The sequence below is a fragment of the Nocardiopsis sp. NPDC050513 genome, from assembly GCF_044457925.1.
Lineage (GTDB): Bacteria > Actinomycetota > Actinomycetes > Streptosporangiales > Streptosporangiaceae > Nocardiopsis.
This window is the reverse complement of sequence record NZ_JBITHK010000018.1, coordinates 1-17,189: the sequence shown is the minus strand read 5'-3', so window position 1 is coordinate 17,189 and position 17,189 is coordinate 1. Positions and strand designations below refer to the sequence as shown.

At 73.6% G+C, this 17,189-nt stretch carries 15 protein-coding genes; 11 read left to right on the top strand and 4 right to left on the bottom strand.

Annotated features, from left to right (window positions below; translation table 11 throughout):
- Positions 1-41 precede the first annotated feature (41 nt).
- The 10 genes from argH (at position 42) to ACIBFB_RS24750 (ending at position 12,076) form a co-directional block, all read left to right on the top strand.
- On the top strand, positions 42-1,493 hold the full coding sequence (argH, locus tag ACIBFB_RS24795) for an argininosuccinate lyase (RefSeq protein WP_397234103.1): 1,452 nt from the start codon (positions 42-44) through the stop codon (positions 1,491-1,493).
- Between the two features lie 374 nt (positions 1,494-1,867).
- Positions 1,868-4,453 carry a nitrate- and nitrite sensing domain-containing protein gene (locus ACIBFB_RS24790; protein ID WP_397234101.1) on the top strand — a complete coding sequence of 862 codons (2,586 nt, stop codon included), beginning with the start codon at positions 1,868-1,870 and terminating at the stop codon, positions 4,451-4,453.
- A 1-nt stretch (position 4,454) separates the two neighbouring features.
- Positions 4,455-4,889: a roadblock/LC7 domain-containing protein gene (locus ACIBFB_RS24785; protein WP_397234099.1), complete on the top strand. Its 435-nt coding sequence runs from the start codon at positions 4,455-4,457 to the stop codon at positions 4,887-4,889.
- Complete coding sequence (locus tag ACIBFB_RS24780; RefSeq protein ID WP_397234097.1) at positions 4,886-5,404, top strand: DUF742 domain-containing protein; 519 nt, start codon at positions 4,886-4,888, stop codon at positions 5,402-5,404. The genes ACIBFB_RS24785 and ACIBFB_RS24780 overlap by 4 nt, the downstream gene beginning before the upstream one ends.
- Positions 5,385-6,002, top strand: a complete 618-nt coding sequence (locus ACIBFB_RS24775) for a GTP-binding protein (protein WP_397234095.1) — start codon at positions 5,385-5,387, stop codon at positions 6,000-6,002. The genes ACIBFB_RS24780 and ACIBFB_RS24775 overlap by 20 nt, the downstream gene beginning before the upstream one ends.
- A gap of 155 nt (positions 6,003-6,157) precedes the next feature.
- A complete protein-coding gene (locus ACIBFB_RS24770) occupies positions 6,158-7,075 on the top strand; it encodes a sirohydrochlorin chelatase (protein WP_397234093.1) in 918 nt (305 codons plus the stop codon).
- Positions 7,076-7,387: 312 nt separating this feature from the next.
- On the top strand, positions 7,388-9,670 hold the full coding sequence (locus ACIBFB_RS24765) for a nitrate- and nitrite sensing domain-containing protein (RefSeq protein ID WP_397234091.1): 2,283 nt from the start codon (positions 7,388-7,390) through the stop codon (positions 9,668-9,670).
- Complete coding sequence (locus tag ACIBFB_RS24760) at positions 9,660-10,166, top strand: DUF742 domain-containing protein (RefSeq protein ID WP_397234089.1); 507 nt, start codon at positions 9,660-9,662, stop codon at positions 10,164-10,166. Before ACIBFB_RS24765 ends, ACIBFB_RS24760 begins: the two co-directional genes overlap by 11 nt.
- A 47-nt stretch (positions 10,167-10,213) precedes the next feature.
- A complete protein-coding gene (gene lhgO, locus ACIBFB_RS24755) occupies positions 10,214-11,431 on the top strand; it encodes an L-2-hydroxyglutarate oxidase (RefSeq protein ID WP_397234087.1) in 1,218 nt (405 codons plus the stop codon).
- Between the two features lie 138 nt (positions 11,432-11,569).
- Positions 11,570-12,076, top strand: coding sequence for a hypothetical protein (locus ACIBFB_RS24750; RefSeq protein ID WP_397234085.1), 507 nt, complete (start codon positions 11,570-11,572; stop codon positions 12,074-12,076).
- Positions 12,077-12,149: 73 nt separating this feature from the next.
- Here ACIBFB_RS24750 and ACIBFB_RS24745 read toward each other — a convergent pair whose 3' ends face one another.
- The 4 genes from ACIBFB_RS24745 to ACIBFB_RS24730 form a co-directional block, all read right to left on the bottom strand.
- Entirely contained in the window at positions 12,150-12,881 is a 732-nt protein-coding gene (locus tag ACIBFB_RS24745; protein ID WP_397234083.1) for an HNH endonuclease family protein, read from the bottom strand.
- Positions 12,882-13,055: 174 nt separating this feature from the next.
- Entirely contained in the window at positions 13,056-13,637 is a 582-nt protein-coding gene (locus tag ACIBFB_RS24740) for a permease (RefSeq protein ID WP_397234081.1), read from the bottom strand.
- Positions 13,637-14,263: a TetR/AcrR family transcriptional regulator gene (locus ACIBFB_RS24735; protein ID WP_397234079.1), complete on the bottom strand. Its 627-nt coding sequence runs from the start codon at positions 14,261-14,263 to the stop codon at positions 13,637-13,639. The genes ACIBFB_RS24740 and ACIBFB_RS24735 overlap by 1 nt, the downstream gene beginning before the upstream one ends.
- The gene (locus ACIBFB_RS24730; RefSeq protein ID WP_397234077.1) at positions 14,256-15,065 is read right to left on the bottom strand and encodes an alpha/beta fold hydrolase; all 810 of its coding nucleotides are present in this window, start codon (positions 15,063-15,065) and stop codon (positions 14,256-14,258) included. The genes ACIBFB_RS24735 and ACIBFB_RS24730 overlap by 8 nt, the downstream gene beginning before the upstream one ends.
- 203 nt (positions 15,066-15,268) lie before the next feature.
- Between ACIBFB_RS24730 and tyrS the strand changes: the two genes are divergently transcribed.
- Positions 15,269-16,573: a tyrosine--tRNA ligase gene (gene tyrS / locus ACIBFB_RS24725; RefSeq protein ID WP_397234075.1), complete on the top strand. Its 1,305-nt coding sequence runs from the start codon at positions 15,269-15,271 to the stop codon at positions 16,571-16,573.
- Positions 16,574-17,189: the final 616 nt, after the last annotated feature.

The following is a 17,189-nucleotide window of genomic DNA, read 5'->3' as shown; positions in this document are numbered from 1 at the left end:
CCCCGCACGTCCACGACCACGTTCCACCGAAGGAGACCACCATGGCCGATCAGCCCGGCACCGGGACGCCAGGCGCCGGCCAGCCCGAGGCCCTGCGCCTGTGGGGCGGCCGCTTCGAGGGCGGCCCGGACCAGGCGCTGGCCCGCCTCTCGCTGAGCACCCACTTCGACTGGCGGCTCGCCCGCCACGACATCGCCGGATCACGCGCGCACGCGCGCGCACTGCACCGCGCCGGGTTGCTCACCGCCGACGAACTCGACCGGATGATCGAGGGGCTGGACCGGCTGGAGGCCGACGTCGCCTCGGGCGCGTTCACCCCCGTGTTCGAGGACGAGGACGTGCACACCGCCCTGGAACGCGGCTTCATCGAGCGGGTCGGACCCGAACTCGGCGGCCGGCTGCGCGCCGGACGGTCCCGCAACGACCAGATCGCCACCCTCGTGCGCATGTACCTGCGCGAGGAGGCCCGCACCATCGCCGACGAGGTCCTGGCGCTGGTCCGGGCGCTGGCCGACCAGGCCGCGGCCCACCCGGACGCGGCCATGCCCGGCCGCACCCACCTCCAGCACGCCCAGCCCGTGCTCCTGGGCCACCAGCTGATGGCGCACGCCTGGCCCCTGCTGCGCGACGTCGAGCGCCTGCGCGACTGGGACCGCCGGGCCGCCGTGTCCGCCTACGGGTCGGGCGCGCTCGCCGGTTCGTCGCTGGGCCTGGACCCGGAGGCGGTCGGCGCCGAACTGGGCTTCCCCGCCTCGGCGGAGAACTCGATCGACGGCACCGCCGCCCGCGACGCCGTGGCCGAGTTCGCGTTCGTCACCGCCATGATCGGCGTCGACCTGTCGCGTCTGTCGGAGGAGGTCATCCTCTGGGCGACCAAGGAGTTCTCCTTCGTCACCCTCGACGACGCCTTCTCCACGGGGTCGTCCATCATGCCGCAGAAGAAGAACCCCGACGTCGCCGAACTCGCCCGGGGCAAGGCGGGCCGCCTCGTCGGCGACCTCACCGGCCTGCTCACCACCCTCAAGGGGCTCCCGCTCGCCTACAACCGGGACCTCCAGGAGGACAAGGAGCCGGTCTTCGACGCCGTCGACAGCCTCCACCTGCTGCTGCCCGCGATGACCGGCATGGTCGCCACGCTCACCTTCCACACCGACCGCATGGCGGAGCTCGCGCCGCAGGGCTTCTCGCTGGCCACGGACATCGCCGAGTGGCTCGTCCGCGAGCGGGTGCCCTTCCGCGAGGCGCACGAGATCGCCGGGTCGTGCGTGCGCGTGTGCGAGGAGCGCGGGATCGACCTGCCCGACCTCGGCGACGAGGACTTCGCGGCCGTCTCCGAGCACCTGACGCCGAAGGTGCGCGAGGTCCTCACCGTCCAGGGCTCGCTCGCCTCCCGCGCGGGCAAGGGCGGAACCGCCCCCGTCCGCGTCGCCGAGCAGCTGGAACGGCTCCGCGCCGGGGTCGCCGCGCACCGGGACGGCTGGCTGGCCGGGTAGCGGCCGGCGACACCGCCGACGGGCGCCTTCCCGCCAGGGGAGGCGCCCGTCCGCGTGCCGCCCCCCGAACGACGCGGTCGGCGCGGCCCTCCTTGGTTCGCACATCCTCCCGACGCGTCCGCTTCCACGGCCCGGACCGCCCACTCCGCGCCCATTTCGGCGTTCCCCCAGCACCCGGAAGGCGAGTGCGGTAGCGTCCTGAATCTGCGGGCACCATACGTGGCCTTGTCTGTACTCCCCGCGCACAGCGGGATCGCGCGTGCCCCCGTGGGCCCGGCCCACCGCGCGACGGACACGTCGGGTGGTCGGTCCGCCGGGCGCTGCGCGGCCACGCCGAACCGGGTGCCCGCGACCAGTCGGTGGGGAGGAGTGCGATGGGACAGCCGGGCGCCGCCGGGCACGGCATCAGAGCACAGCTCAACAGGATGGTGCTGATCCCCAGCATCACCTTCCTGGCCCTGTTCGCCGTCCTGAGCACGGCCACGCTCGTCCAGGCGGTCTCCCTCCGGGCGGCCGTCAACGACGGACGCGACGGCATCGAACTCGCCGACGCGCTCGGCCGTCTCCAGGAGGAGCGCCGACTCAGCGCCGAGTTCCTGTCCGGACCCGGCACCGAGTCGCGCCGGGCCCTCGCCGACGCGGCGGAGTCCACCGACGCCGCCCTCGACCGCGTCCGCGACCTGCGCGGCAGCCTGGGGGCCCGCGACGAACCGGGGGTCGCCGACCTCGCCGACGCGTTCTTCACCTCCCTGGACGAGGTGGAGTCCACGCGGTCCGACAACCTCGTCGACCCCGGCGGCGTCGAGGCCACGCTCGCCGCCTACACCACCGCCGTCCACCACGGCATCCGCCTCTACTCCAGCATCGCGCGCGCCCTGGACGACGGCCCCGCCTCCGCCGAGGCCTCCGCCGCCACCGACCTCATGTGGGCGATGGAGAGCTTCAGCCACGCCGACGCGCGGGTCAGCGCGATCCTCGCCCGGGACCGCCTCACCCGCGAGGACCAGCTGCGCGTCGCCGAACTCGCCGCCGACACCCGCCACCGCGTGACCACCACCCGCCCCGGCCGGGCCGCGCTCGACGCCGAGGCCCCCACCGCGCTCGCCCTCGCCGAGAGCGACGCCTGGCGCGCGGCCCTCGACATCACCGACACCCTCGCCCGCCACGAACCCCCCGTCACCATCGACCCCCTGACCGCCGAGCCGACCCGCGACACCGCTCCGCCCTCGGGACTCGACGGATGGCGCGAGGCGGCCGACCGCGTCACCGCCGACCTCGGCGCGGTGATCGACACCCGCACCTCCTCCGTGGTCACCGCGGGCGAGGACGCCAGCTCCTGGATGCTCACCCTCGCCCTGGGCGGCGGCATCATCTCCCTCTTCGCGGGCACCCTCGCCTACGGCGTCGCCGCCCGCTCCGCCAGCAGGCTCACCTACCGCCTCGCCAAGCTGAGGGCCGAGACGCTCGGCACGGCCCGCTCCGACCTGCCCCGCATCGTCCGACGCCTGGAGGCGGGGGACACCGTCGACCTCGACGCCGAGATGAAACAGCTCGACCACGGCGACGACGAGGTGGGGCAGGTCGCCGACGCGTTCAACATCGCACAGCGCACCGCGGTCAGCGCCGCCGTCAAGCAGGCCGACCTGCGCGCGGGCGTCAACCGGGTGTTCCTCGGCATCGCCCACCGCAACCAGTCGCTCGTGCAGCGCCAGATCCAGCTCCTGGACCGGGTGGAGCGCGAGGAGGAGGACCCCGACCTGCTGGAGAGCCTCTTCCAGCTCGACCACCTGGCCACCCGGGGCCGCCGCCACGCGGAGAACCTCATCATCCTGGGCGGGGCCCAGCCCGGTCGTCGCTGGCGCCACCCCATCCCCCTCATGGACATCCTGCGCGGGGCCATCTCCGAGACCGAGGAGTACGCGCGGGTCAGGGTGACGTCCGCGCCCGAGCTCTCGCTGGCCGGGGCGGCGGTCGCCGACGTCATCCACCTGCTCGCCGAACTCGTCGAGAACGCCACCGCCTACTCCCCGCCGCACACCGAGGTCACCATCGCCACCGAGACTGTGCCCAAGGGCGTGGCCGTCGAGGTCGAGGACCGCGGGCTGGGCATGACCGAGGACGCCCTGGCCAAGGCCAACACCACGCTGAGCGAGGCCCCGGAGTTCGACGTCATGGGCCCGGGCACCGACGCCCGGCTCGGGCTGTTCGTCGTCGCCCGCCTCGCGCACAAGCACGGCATCGGGGTCCAGCTGCGCTCCTCGCCGTACGGGGGGACGCGCGCGGTGGTGCTCATCCCCTCGGCCCTGATCACGTCCACCCCCGGCACCGCGTCCGAGCGACCCAGGATCGGCGGTCTGACGCGGCCCGGCGCGCACGCCGTGCGCGGGCCGCGCGGGGCCGACCGGTCACAGGACCTGCTCGCGGCCGCGGGCGGCCCGTCCGGACGGCAGCGGCCCCTCCTGCGTCCGGTGCCGCCCCACTCCGACGGCGACGGCGGCGTCGACCGGGCTCCGCGCGCGTCCGGCGCTCCGGTGCTACGCCAGGTGCCCGACCTGGCGGTCGCGGGCGGCGGAGCCGACGCCACCGGCGATCGCGACGGGTCGGGCCCCACCGGTACCGCCGAGGACGCGGACCCCCGTTCGGCGGGCGGCGCCACGCCCCTGCCGCGGCGCGGGACCGACGGTGCCCGGGGCGGCGGTCGGGTGGGCGGCGGGCCCGACCGCCCGGGGCTGCCCCGACGCAGGCGACAGGCCAGCCTCGCACCACAACTCAAGGAGGAGCGGAGCGCGGACCCCGCGACGAGGGCGGCGGGCAGGACTCCGGAACAGGCCCGCCGCATGATGGAGGCCTTCAGCGCGGGCACCCGGCGCGGCCGGGCCGAGGACATCGACGGGAGCGAACACGCAAGTGACGGTCAGGTCGGTGCGAGCGCCGACGATCACACGGGAGAGAGCGACTGAGATGGTGGGCAAGAGCAAGGCCGCGGACAACCTGGACTGGTTGTTGGACGACCTGGTGGACCGCGTCGTCGGCGCGGACCACGCGATCGTGCTGTCGGCCGACGGGCTGTCCCTGGGACGTTCCCGGGCGTTGACCGCCGCGGACGCCGAGCACCTGTCGGCACTGGCGTCGGCGTTCCAGAGCCTGGCGCGGGGGACCGGGCGGCACTTCGGCGGCGGGGAGGTCCGTCAGACCGTGGTCGAGATGGAGCACTCCTACCTCTTCGTCACCGCGGCGGGGTCGGGGGCCTGCCTCGCGGTGCTGGCCAGCGAGGACGCCGACGTCGGTCTGGTGGCCTACGAGATGAACCTGCGGGTCAGGAGGGTGGGGCAGTTCCTCACGGCCGCGCCCCGGCGACCCGCGGGGCTCAGCGCCATGGGAGGGACCGGTTCGTGAACACGTCGGGCGAACAACGGGGCCTCGCCCTGCCCGGTCCGGTGCCCGCGGAGGGGGCGGGCACCGGACCGTCGGGGCGGGGGTCGGGCGGCGGCCCGGTCGAGCCCTGGTACAGGGGCAGGTCCCACCCCAGCTCCGAAGGGCCCTCGGCGGGCGTGCTCGCGGGCGACGCCCCGGGCGGATCCCTGGTCCGCCCCTACACCATGACGCGCGGACGCACGCGCCCCGACGACTCCGGACCGCGGCTGGACATGATCACCATCGTGGTCGCCGCGCGCGGTCGGAACGAACGGCTCCTGGAACCCGAGCAGCGGGAGATCATCCGGCTCTGCCGGCGGCCGATCTCGGTCGCGGAGATCTCGGCGCGGCTCGACGTCCCCCTGACCGTGGTGAAGGTGCTCCTGGGCGACCTCGTCGCCCAGGGGGACGTTCGCACCCGGGCCGCCGTGCCCGTGACCCAGCTTCCCGAGAAGAAAGTACTTCAGGCGGTACTCGATGGCATCCGCAGACTCTGAGCCCGGGCCGGGAGCCCGTGAGCCGATCCAGCAGGAGCCGATCCCGCGGGCGGTCAAGATCATCGTCGCCGGGGGGTTCGGCGCGGGCAAGACCACGATGGTCGGCTCCGTCAGCGAGATCGCCCCGCTGAGCACCGAGGAGGTCATGACCGAGGCCAGCTACGGGGTGGACGACACCGGGGGAGTGGAGGACAAGACGACGACCACGGTCGCCCTGGACTTCGGCCGTATCACGATCAACGAGGACATCGTGCTGTACCTGTTCGGGACGCCCGGCCAGGACCGGTTCTGGTTCATGTGGGACGAGCTGTCCGAGGGGGCGCTGGGCGCGGTCGTGCTCGCCGACACGCGCAGGCTCGACACCTGCTTCCACGCGGTCGACTTCTTCGAACGGCGGGGGGTGCCGTTCGTGGTCGCGGTCAACCGGTTCGACGGTTCCGCCGACTACGGGGTGGAGGAGGTGCGCGAGGCGCTGGACGTCACCGACGGGGTGCCGGTCCTGCCTGCCGACGCCCGTGTCCGAGAGTCGTGCAAGGAGGTGTTGGTCGAGCTGGTCACGCACGTGCTCAGGGTGCGGAGTCCGGCACTGAGCGGATGAGTCCGGCCGCCCCCGGCGCCCGGTGGGCGGGTGGGCCCGGTATACGTTCGGGAGACACGCCCGTGAATGCGGTGTTGAACGCTACAATGTCGCGGCAGTGACCTTGGCCGTGATCTGCCCTGATCGCCCCATCCGCCTCTCATCTGAATCCTGGTATGCGAAACTCAGACCGACTTCCTCCACGCGAACTCCCCAAGCGTCGTTCTGGTCGACACCGCAACCCGTTGTCCTTCGACAACTGGTTCGGCACCCCCGCCCTCGTCATGGCGGTCCCGGGTACGGCCGAACAGGCCAGGGACGCCGACGGCGGGTCGATCGGCGCGCGGATGGCCGATCTCGTGCGTGCCTACCGGCCCGAGGTCACGATCCGGTTCGGGCACACCGAGGGCGGCGAGCAGTCGCTCACCGAGGCGCTCACCGGGCTGGACGAGGGTGAGGAGCGCCCGCTGGGCGGGATCGTGGTGCCGCTGGTCACCGCGCCGCACCAGGGGGTGGCCCGGTCGATCTCCGCCGCCGTGGACGCCGCCGGCGCCAACGTGCGCGTCACCGAGGGGCTCGGCCCGCACCCGATGCTGGCCGAGGTGCTGCACCTGCGTCTGGCCGAGGCCGGGTACGTCCGGGCGGACCGCATGCGCCTGATCAGCGTGGTCGCGCGCGACACCACGATGGCGGACGGCGTCGTGGTCGGCGCGGTCGGCGGCGAGGGCGCGGTCGGCGCGGCCGGGGTGAGCGCGGTCCTTCTGGCGGCCCGCCTCGGGTTGACCGTCCTGCCCGCCGACCTGGACAGCGAGGCCGCTCTGGAGCAGACCGTCGGCCAGCTGCGCCAGGGCGGGTGCCAGCGTCCGGTGATCGCGCCCAGCGCCCTGGGACCGGAGCTGCGCCGGGCGGAGCTGACGGCGCTCGCCGAGCGGTTCGGGGCACGGCTGGGCACTCCGTTGGGCGCGGACAGCCTCCTGGGCAAGATCGCGGCGCTGCGCTACGCCGAGGTCCTCAACTCGTTGGGGGTGGAGCAGCCGCCGACCATCGACGAGCTGCCCGCGCCGGTGGGTTCCCGGCACCGCCCGGAGTCCTGACCGGGGTACGCGCACCGCGGGACCGCGTTCGTCGCGGGTGGGGGCGCGACACGCCGCGTCCCCGAGGGGAATTCGCTGGGGGCCATCCGTTCCACGGGTGGCCCCCACGCGTGTCCGCACCCGTGACCAGGGGTTCGAAGCGGATACGGCGGGCGTTGGAGCACGTCCGCGGCGTCGCGCTCGCACCAAAGGATAACTAGTCGTGATTGTTTGACAGCGTAGGGCAATGAAACTCCGATAGCCTCGCATCGACCGCACTCCGCCGACGCACCCCGCCGAGGAGCCCGGCGGACCCACAGGCTGGAGGGGGCCATGCGTAGAACCCGCGACCGCGCGCCCACGATCCGCGCGCAGCTCACCCGAATCGTGCTGATCCCGAGTCTGTGCTTCCTCGCGCTGTGGCTCGTCGTGGCCGCCGTCGGCACGGTTCGGGCGGTCCAACTGACGGGCGCGGTCTCCCAGGCGAGGGACGGGGCGCGCGCCTACGCCGAGGCCGCCAACGAACTGCGCGCCGAGCGGCGTCTGTCCGTGGTCCACCTCGGCCTCCGCGAACGGGGCGTGGCCGACGACCAGCTGCACGCCGCCCTCGACGGGCAGCGCGCGCGCACCGACTCCGCACTCGCCGAGGCCGTCGGCACCGCCGCTCGGACCCGGACGACGGGTGACGCCGCGGTCGACCGCGGCGCGGCCGCCGTCGAGGAGACCCCCGCGTCCGTGGCCGAACTGCGCACGGACATCGACGAACGCGCCACGGGACGCGACGAGGCGCTGATGCGCTACGGCGACGTCCTCGACGCCGTCCAGGACGCCACCATCGCGCTCATCCACTCCACGGACGGCGGCGAGAACCTGACCGACGCGGTCCTGACCCAGGAACTCCTGGGCGCCCGGTCCGACTTCGCCCGCGCGGACGCGCTCCTGGCCGGGGTCATCGCTGCGGGCGAGATGAGCTACGAGGAGACCGCCCACTTCACCTACCTCACCGCCGCCTACCGCGACGCCCTGGAGAGCGCGGGCCCGGCCATGCACCCCACCGTGCGGGCCCGCTACGAGGACATGCTCGACCTGGATTCCTGGGGCCGGGCCGAGCGGCTCAGCCGCGGTGTCGTGACCCGGCCGCCGATCGCCGAGGCCGGCGCGGAGGAGGGCGAACCAGCGGTCGGGCCGGCGTCCGCCGCGTGGAACACCGACATCGAGGTCACTGGCATCGAGTGGGACGGCTCCTCGGCCGCCGCCGCCCTGGTACTGGACGGGTTGGCCAGGGCGCAGACCGAGCGGACCGTCGACCTGGCGTGGAGCGCCGCGCTGCTGCGCGTCTCCCTCGGCGTGGCCGCGGCGGTGGCCGCCCTGGGCATGGGGGTCGCCGCGATCGCCGTCGTCGGCCGCTCCTCCCGCCGCCTCACCGACCGCCTGGCACGGCTGCGCGAGCAGATCCTGGACCGCGACGAGGACCTTCCCGACATCCTCGAACGGGCACAGCGCGGGCAGCGGGTCGACGTCCACGAGGAGCTGCCCCTGCTGGACGAGTGCGGAGACGACGAGATCGGGCAGGTGGCCGAGGCCCTGGACAGCGCGCAGGTCGCCGCCGTGGAGGCGGCCGTCCGCCAGGCGGAGATCCGGCGCGGCGCCAACCGGGCCTTCCTCGGCGTGGCCTTCCGCAACCAGACGCTGGTCCAGCGCCAGCTGCGCCTGCTCGACGAGATCGAGTACCACGAGCAGGACCCCGAGGCGCTGCGCAGGCTCTTCCGGCTCGACCACCTGGCCACGCGGGCCCGCCGGTACGCCGACAACCTCATCATCCTCGGCGGCGGGCAGTCGGCGCGGCGGTGGCGCCACCCGCGGCCGCTCGTCGACGTTCTGCGCGCCGCCATCGCCGAGACGGAGGACTTCGAGCGGGTGCGTCTGACCTCGGCGCCGCGCGCGCTCATGCAGGGGCAGGTGGTCGAGGACGTCGTGCACCTGCTGGCCGAGCTGATCGAGAACGCCACCCAGTTCTCGCCGGCCGGAACACCCGTCGACGTCAGCTGTACCCCTGTCGTGGACGGCCTCATGGTGGAGGTCGAGGACCGCGGTCTGGGCATGTCCGAGCACGGGTACGCCGCGGCGGAGCGGACGCTGAGCCAGCCTCCGGAGTTCGACGTGATGGCCATGCCGGAGGACCCGCGCCTCGGGCTGTTCGTCGTGGCACGGCTCGCCGGTCGGCACGGCGTCCGGGTCTGGCTGCGTCCGTCCCCGTACGGCGGGACGCGGGCGACCACGCTCATCCCGGACACCCTCCTGGAACCGTCGGAGAACACGGTGCCCGAACCCGCGCCGCCCGTGCCCGCCCACGGGCCGACCGGCACGGTGGCGCCCCCCGACCAGGGGCCGACGGGTCCCCCGCCGCCGTCCGACCACGGCCCGGCGACCCCCGTGCCGCCTCCCGTCCGCGCGCCCGAGGATCCCGTGCCGGAACCGGCCTGGCGCCCCGACCCCGCCTACGCGGACTGGGCGGGCGCCCCCCGCGGAACGGCGCACACCCACCCGTACCCCGAGCACCCGAGCGGACCGCAGGCCGCCCACCGCACACCACCCGGAGGCGACGGTGAACGCTGACGGCTCCCGGGCCCGGTCCGCGGTCGGGCGCGGTCGCGCCCCCGACGTCGCCGCCCCGCGCGTGCCGGGGCAGGACGCACCGCGCGTCACCGACCACGACGCCCTCAGTGCGGACCCGTGGCCCGGCGCGGCACTGGGCGGCGAGGCCGGGAGAGAACGGTTCCTGCGCCCCTTCGCGGTCGACGCGGGCCACCCCGACGCGGCGGGGCCGCGCGACCGGGGCCTGGGGACGGACCTGTTGGGGCACGTCGTCGCCGCGCGGACCCCCGGCCGAGGCGAGTGGCTGCGCCCCGAGCGCGCCGCGATCCTCGAACACGCCCGGCACGCGCGGACCCTGGTGGAACTGGCGGTGGAGGTCCGGCTGCCCGTCGGTCAGGTCCGGGCCATCGTCGCCGACCTGGTGGACGACGGAGCCCTCCAGGTCTGCGGCCCCTCACGGCCGCTCGACCGCCAGGACATCCTCCACGCGGTCCTCGTGGGCCTGCGCTCGCTCTGACCGCCCCGGAGAGGAACCGCCCGGCGCCGTGTTGCTAGCGTTCGGCCATGCGCAGCACCGAACACATCGGCGTCATCGGGGCCGGAATCGTCGGCCTGGCCCTCGCCCGGCGGCTGACCCTCCAGCGGCCCGGCGTCCGAGTCACGGTCCTGGAGAAGGAGGACCGGGTCGCCGCGCACCAGACCGGCCACAACAGCGGCGTCGTCCACGCCGGCCTGTACTACCGGCCGGGCTCGCTCAAGGCCACCCTCTGCCGACGCGGCGTGGGCCTGCTCAGGGACTACTGCGCCGAACACGGCCTGCCCTACCAGGAGGCAGGCAAGGTCCTGGTCGCGGTCGACGCCCACGACAGGGCGCGGCTGGAGGACATCGAGCGGCGCGCCGAGGACAACGGCGTCCCCGGTGTGGTCCGCCTCGGTCCCCGGGGCCTGCGCGACGTCGAACCCCATGCCTCCGGGCTCGCCGCGCTGCACTCGCCCACCACGGCGATCACCGACTTCGTCGCCGTCGCCGAGCAGCTCGCCGACGACGTGCGCCGCTCCGGGGGACGCGTCCTGCTCCGCACGCCCGTCATCGGCCTCCGCCAGGACCAGGACGGCGTCGACGCCCTCACCGGAACGCCCGAGGGCGAACGGCGTATCCACCGCTTCGACCGCCTGGTGGTCTGCGGCGGCCTGCACAGCGACGAACTCGCGCGGATGGCCGGGGCGGCGCCCGACCCGAGGACGGTGCCGTTCCGCGGCCACTACCACGAGCTCGTCCCCGAGCGCCGCCACCTCGTGCGCGGCCTCGTCTACCCGGTGCCCGACCCCCGCTACCCGTTCCTGGGCGTGCACCTGACCCGCCACGTCCACGGTGAGGTCATGGCCGGACCCAACGCCGTCCTCGCGGCCGCGCGCGAGGGCTACCGCGGCCGGGACCTCGTCCCGCGCGAGCTCGCCGAGACCCTCGCCTGGCCCGGGTTCTGGCGGCTGGCCCGCCGCCACTGGACGATGGGTGCCCGCGAGGTCCTGGTGTCGTCCTCGCGCGCGGTCTTCGCGCGCCAGGCGCGTCGGCTCGTCCCCGAGATCAGCGCGGCCGACCTGCGGCCCGCCGAGTCCGGCGTCCGCGCGCAGGCCCTGGGCCGGGACGGCGGCCTGCTCGACGACTTCCGCGTCGACACCCACGGACGGGTGGTGTGCGTGCGCAACGCCCCCTCGCCCGCGGCCACGTCCTCGCTGGCGATCGCCGAGTTCCTCGCCGACCACCACGTGCCCGGACGCTGAGGCGGGAGCGGGCCCGAGGCGTGTCGGAACGGAGTTGTCCACAGGTTCGAGATCACCCTGGTGAAGGGCACGGAGCGGTCGGACGATGGAAGGAGGCGGAGGATCGGGAGGGGCCCGTGACCTCCGCCGGAGGTGCCCATGCCCATGGTCGGACGGCTCGTGGCGGCGCTCGCCGCCGTGCTCGCGCTGGTACTCGTGGCGGCCCCGGCCGCCGCTGACCCCGGAGGAGGAGATGTGGACGGCTTCACCGTCGGCTACCTGCCCGCGCAGGTCGACGAGCGGACGACGGAGGACGAGTTCGACTACGAGTGGGGGGACGTGTCCTTCGCCACCCGTGTGTGGGAGAAGCCCGCGGACGGGGGAGGGGTCAGGGTCGTGCTCCAGGTCCTGGTGATGCGCGGGGAGCGGCTCACCGACCTCGACGCCGTCCGCGCCTTCCTGGCCGAGTACCACGAGCGCGCCCCGGACGCCTGGGAGCTCACCCCGTTCGACAACCGGGGCACGCCGGCGCTGCACGGGGAGACCGAGGCCTTCTGGAGCCCGGAATCCGGGGTCGCGGTGGAGGTCCGGGACACCTTCGGACTCCTCGGCCAGGAGGAACTGCTGGCGACCGCGCGGGGGATCAGCCCGACCGCCCGCGGCTGACGAGGCGGCGGACCGCGCCCGGGCGGCGGGCCGGGGCCGGAGCGGTCGGCGGAGGGGACGCCCTGCCCCAGGCTCAGCAGCCCGCCAGCGCCTCGCGCAGGGCCTCCTCCTCGTCCGGGTCGACGGCCAGGTCCCAGGTGTGCTTGACCTCGATCCAGGCCGCCGCGTAGTCGCAGTGGAAGGACTCCAGCGGGGGCAGCCAGTCACTCGGGTCCGCGTCGCTCTTGGACCGGTTGCTGGACGCGCTGACCGCCCAGAGCTGTGAACTGTCGAGGTCGTTGGCGAACCGCCTGCGCTCCTCGGTCGTCCAGGAGTCCGCTCCCGAGCGCCACGCCTCGTTGAGCGGGACCATGTGGTCGATGTCCAGGTCCCCCGCCTCCGTCAGGGTCTCGCCGTCGTAGACGCTGTACCACGTGCCGGACACCGGCTGGCAGTCCTCGTCGACCTCCACGTCCTCGCCGTCGCGCAGCAGGACCGCCTGCCGGGTGGTGCAGTCGTCCTGGACTCCGGTGTCCCAGTGCGGGAAGAGCGACCGGTCGTAGCCGGGCGGGTCGTTCTCCTCCGCCACACGCAGCTCGTCCAGAAGGGCGAGCGCCGTGCCGGCCGAGGAGGATCCGGCTGCCTCCGGGCCGTCGGCGCCACCGGAGGCGGGTGGATCGGTGGGGGCCGCGCCCGACGAGGTGTCGCCGGTGCGCTGCTGGTCGGTCTCGGTCGGCGCCAGGTCGATGACGCCCAGTCGATAGAGCGCGAGCGCGGCCACGAGGACGAGGACGCCGGCGATACCGGTCAGGATCTTCTTGGGCATGGGGGGACTCCAACACGGTCCGATCTCCCCGGGCGCGGGGGTGCTCCGGGCACCACCAGCTTGGCGCATCCCGATGCCGTGTGGGAACAGGAGCGGAGGTCAGGTAGCTCTCACCGCGCGTGTGGGCGGGGGTCGACGGTTCCGGAGCAGACGGCGGAGGCGGCCCGGGGAGGGTCAGCCGGACAGGAGGTCGAGCGCGAACGAGCCCACGAGGAGCAGACCGATGCCCGCGCTGTACAACGATGCCCGTGTCCGGCCGGGGACGTCCCGGAACGTGCGCCACGTGTACAGCACCGTGCCCGCGAGCACGAGGGCCCCCTCGACCACGCCCGTCGCCACCGGGAGCTCCCACAGCCCCAGGCCGAGCAGGGGCAGGTCGCCCCCTCCGGCGGGCAGGACGGGCAGGTCGGGGCGGTGCACCAGCAGGTCGAGCAGCCAGTGGCTGAACACCACCCCGCCGAGGACCAGACCGGCGTCACGCCCCCACCGGCCTCGGAGGAACAGGTGTGTCAGCCCGCCCACCAGGAACGCGACCACCAGGTTGCTGACCAGGGAGTGCGAGAACGGCGCCGTGATCAGGAGCGAGCCGTAGCCCGTCAGGCCCGGCTCGGCCGGTTCCATGGTCTCGGCGCCCAACAGCGCCAGTGGTCCGAAGACCAGGTCCGGCAGCTGCGCCGCCACGAGCAGCGCCCCCATGGGCAGTGCCGGGCGCCAGGCCTTGACGATCCCCGCGACGCCGAAGTGTCCAGCCAGCATCAGTGTCTCCCCTGTCGTTCGCCTTCGGAGTCCTGCTCGGTCCCGACCCGCGCGGACGCGGTGCCGGGCCAGTTCTGGACGGCCAGTACGAACCCCTCGACCAGGAGTTCGTAGGTCTCGTCCACGCTCTCGGGCAGGCCGAAGCCCCCGCGCGTCTCCAGGTCCACGAACCCGTGCAGCGCGCTGCGCAGGGTGCGGACGGCGTGCACCGCCTGACCGCCGCCGATGCCGAAGCCCGCCAGTACGGCCGTGAGCACCTCGACCGGTACGGCGGAGACCCTCCGTGCCTCGTGGTCGTCGGCGCCCGGCGCCCGCTGGAGGGCTGCGTACCGGCCCGGGTGGGCGTGCGCGTAACGGCGGTACGCGGCGGCGACGGCGCGCAACGCGTCGGGTCCGGCGCGTCCCGTGGCGGCCGTGCGCAGCCGATCGCCGAGCTCGGCCGCGCCGAGGAGGGCGACCTCGCGCCGCAGTGCGGCCAGACCGTCCACGTGCTTGTACAGACTGGGGACCGCGACACCGAACCGTTTGGCGACCGCGGCGAGCGACAGGGCGTCGAGCCCCTGGTCGTCGACGAGCCGCGCGGCCTCCTCCGCCACCAGCCGTGGGGACAGACCCGCCCTAGGCACCGGCGCTCACCTGCTCGGCCAGGCGCAGGAGCGCGGGCACGACGACGTCGGGTCGCTGGGACTGGGGGTAGTGGCCGCACTCGGGGACCATCTCCACGGACCCGTGGACCACGGAGGCCACCCAGGCCGCCTCGGCCGCGGGGTCGGGCCAGTCGGGGTCCTGCTCGCCGACGATCACCGCGGCCCGGGCCCTGAGCTCTCCGGCCTCCAGGATCTGCTCGGAGCGGGCGAGGACGGTGGCGACGACGGATCGGTAGTGGGCGCGCGGGCGCAGCATGTCGCGGATCCGGCGCTTGTGTTCCTCGTGGCCCCGCGGCGTCCGGCCCACGTTGAGCCTGTCGTAGAAGGCCACGAGCAGCGGGGGACCCCACGGGCGCACGAGCATGAGCCGGTACACCAGCCGCTTCAGCGCGCCGTCCCCCTCGTTGCGCAGGAAGGGGGCGAGCAGGGCGATGCCCGCGACGAGGTCGGGGCGTTCCCGGGCGGCGATGGTCACCGCGGCGCCGCCGAGCGAGTTGCCCACCATGATCACGTCCGTGCCGCCGAGCTCCTCGGCCAGGGCGATGGCGTCGGTCGCGGCTGCGCGGTTGGTGTGGTCGTCGAAGGCGGCGTCGCTGTCGCCGTGGCCCCGCAGGTCCATGGCGGCGACGCGGAACCCGTGCTCGGCGAGGGCGGAGCCGACGAACCGGAACGAGGCGCGGTGGTCGAACATTCCCGGGACGCAGACGACGAGTGGGCCGTCGTTGTCCGCACCGTGGAGGTCGTAGGCGATCCGCCCCTGGGGACGTCGCAGGTGGTGCATGGCTTCCTCCTGTGGCTAGTGCCAGTAGCCAAAAAGCTATTCCTATTAGCTTTCTGCTGTCAAGGGCTCGGTGCGCGACACGTGAACGTGTGATCGCCGGATAGCGTGGGGGTGGGGGAAAGTCGAGTGACCATCCGCAACACCCGCCCTACACTTTCAGGCAGATCGGGCCCCGGGCCCGCCCTAGCGACAGAGAGCACACAGTGACCGACATCATCGACGAACTCCAGTGGCGCGGCCTGCTCGCGCAGACGACCGACCTTGACGCACTCCGCAAGGCGCTCGCCGATGGTCCGGTCAGCCTGTATTGCGGATTCGACCCGACGGCGGGCAGCCTGCACGTCGGCCATCTCACCCAGATCCTCACGCTGGCCCGCTTCCAGCAGGCCGGACACCGACCGATCGCCCTCGTCGGAGGGGGCACGGGGTTGATCGGCGACCCCAAGCCCACCGCCGAGCGTCAGATGAACCCGGTCGAGACCGTGCGCGGCTGGGTCGACAATCTGGCCGGCCAGCTGTCGGCCTTCCTGCGGTTCACCCCCGAGGGCGAGCAGCCCGGGCCGACCGACGCGGTCCTGGCCAACAACGCTGAGTGGCTCGGGTCGATGAGCGCGATCGAGCTGCTGCGCGACGTCGGCAAGCACTTCAGCATCAACCAGATGCTCGCGCGCGAGACGGTCCGTACCCGTCTCGACGGTGAGGGGATGAGCTACACCGAGTTCAGCTACGTGCTGCTCCAGTCCTACGACTACGTCCAGCTCTACCGGCGGTACGGGTGCACGCTCCAGACCGGTGGGTCGGACCAGTGGGGCAACATCACCGCGGGGCTGGACCTGGTCCGCAGGATCGACGGCAACCAGCCGCACGGCCAGGCGCACGCGCTCACCACCAACCTGCTCACCAAGGCGGACGGCACCAAGTTCGGCAAGACCGAGACCGGCAGTGTCTGGCTCGACCCCGAACTCACGTCGCCGTACGCCTTCTACCAGTTCTGGTTCAACGCCGACGACCGTGATGTCATCCGCTACCTCAAGGTGTTCAGCTTCCGCGAGCGGAGCGAGATCGAGGAGCTGGAGCGCCAGACCGAAGAGCGGCCGCAGGCGCGCGCCGCGCAACGGGCCCTGGCCGAGGACCTCACCGCACTGGTGCACGGAGAGGAGGAGTGCCGGAAGGTGCTCGACGCCAGCCTCGCGCTGTTCGGCCGCGCCGACCTGGGCGACCTCGACGCGCGCACGCTGGACGCCGCCCTCTCCGAAGTGCCCAGGGCCGAGGTCTCCGGGCCGGTGGAGGAGCTGCCGACCGTCGCCGAACTGTTCGCCCAGAGCGGCCTGACCAACAGCAAGTCCGCCGCCCGCCGTGCGATCCAGGAGGGCGGGGCGTACGTGAACAACGAGAAGGTGACCGACGTCGAGGCGCGACTGTCCTCGGACGACGTCCTCCAGGGGCGGTTCGTCGTGCTGCGCAGGGGCAAGCGCAACATCGGCGGAGTCATCCTCGCCGGGAGGTGACGGACGCTCCCATGCGTGTCGGCCGGGGCCGGCGTCCTTCGGGCGTCGGCCCCGACGCGTGCCGGAGGGCCGTTCGGCCGCGGGCGCGGTCGGCGGTGTCCCCGAGGATTGCCGGGGCTCGGGGGGTTTCGATCGGGAATGTCCCGGGCACCTAGCAGGTTGACAGTGACAGTAGCTGGCGCGAGCAGTCGGTCCCGGTGTGGGGACCGTACGCGCCGGGGGCCTTCAGAAGCCGCCCGTGAGGGGCGACGAGGCCCCGGATCGACGGGTTCCCACCCGATCCGGGGTCTGCCTTGACGTCTGGCCCCTCCCTCCCTATACTCGAGAGAGTCGCTGCGGGGCGGCGGGCGGCCTGTATGGTCGACTCGGAACCGTACCGCGAAGCACATCTTCTTCCGGTCGACGTGGTTCGAGCACCGGCTCGGACCCGGTAGGCTCGGGGAGCTGAATTCGAGTCCCAACGACCAGTCGTTGGAATGAACGCGGCACAACGGGTGCTTTACCCCGTTCGGTTGATCCGGAACCGCCGGTTTGGCGGGGCACGGAACACCTGATAAAGTAAAGACACAACAAAGCGGAAACGCAGACGCCTTCCACGGAAGAGCGACCGGACACA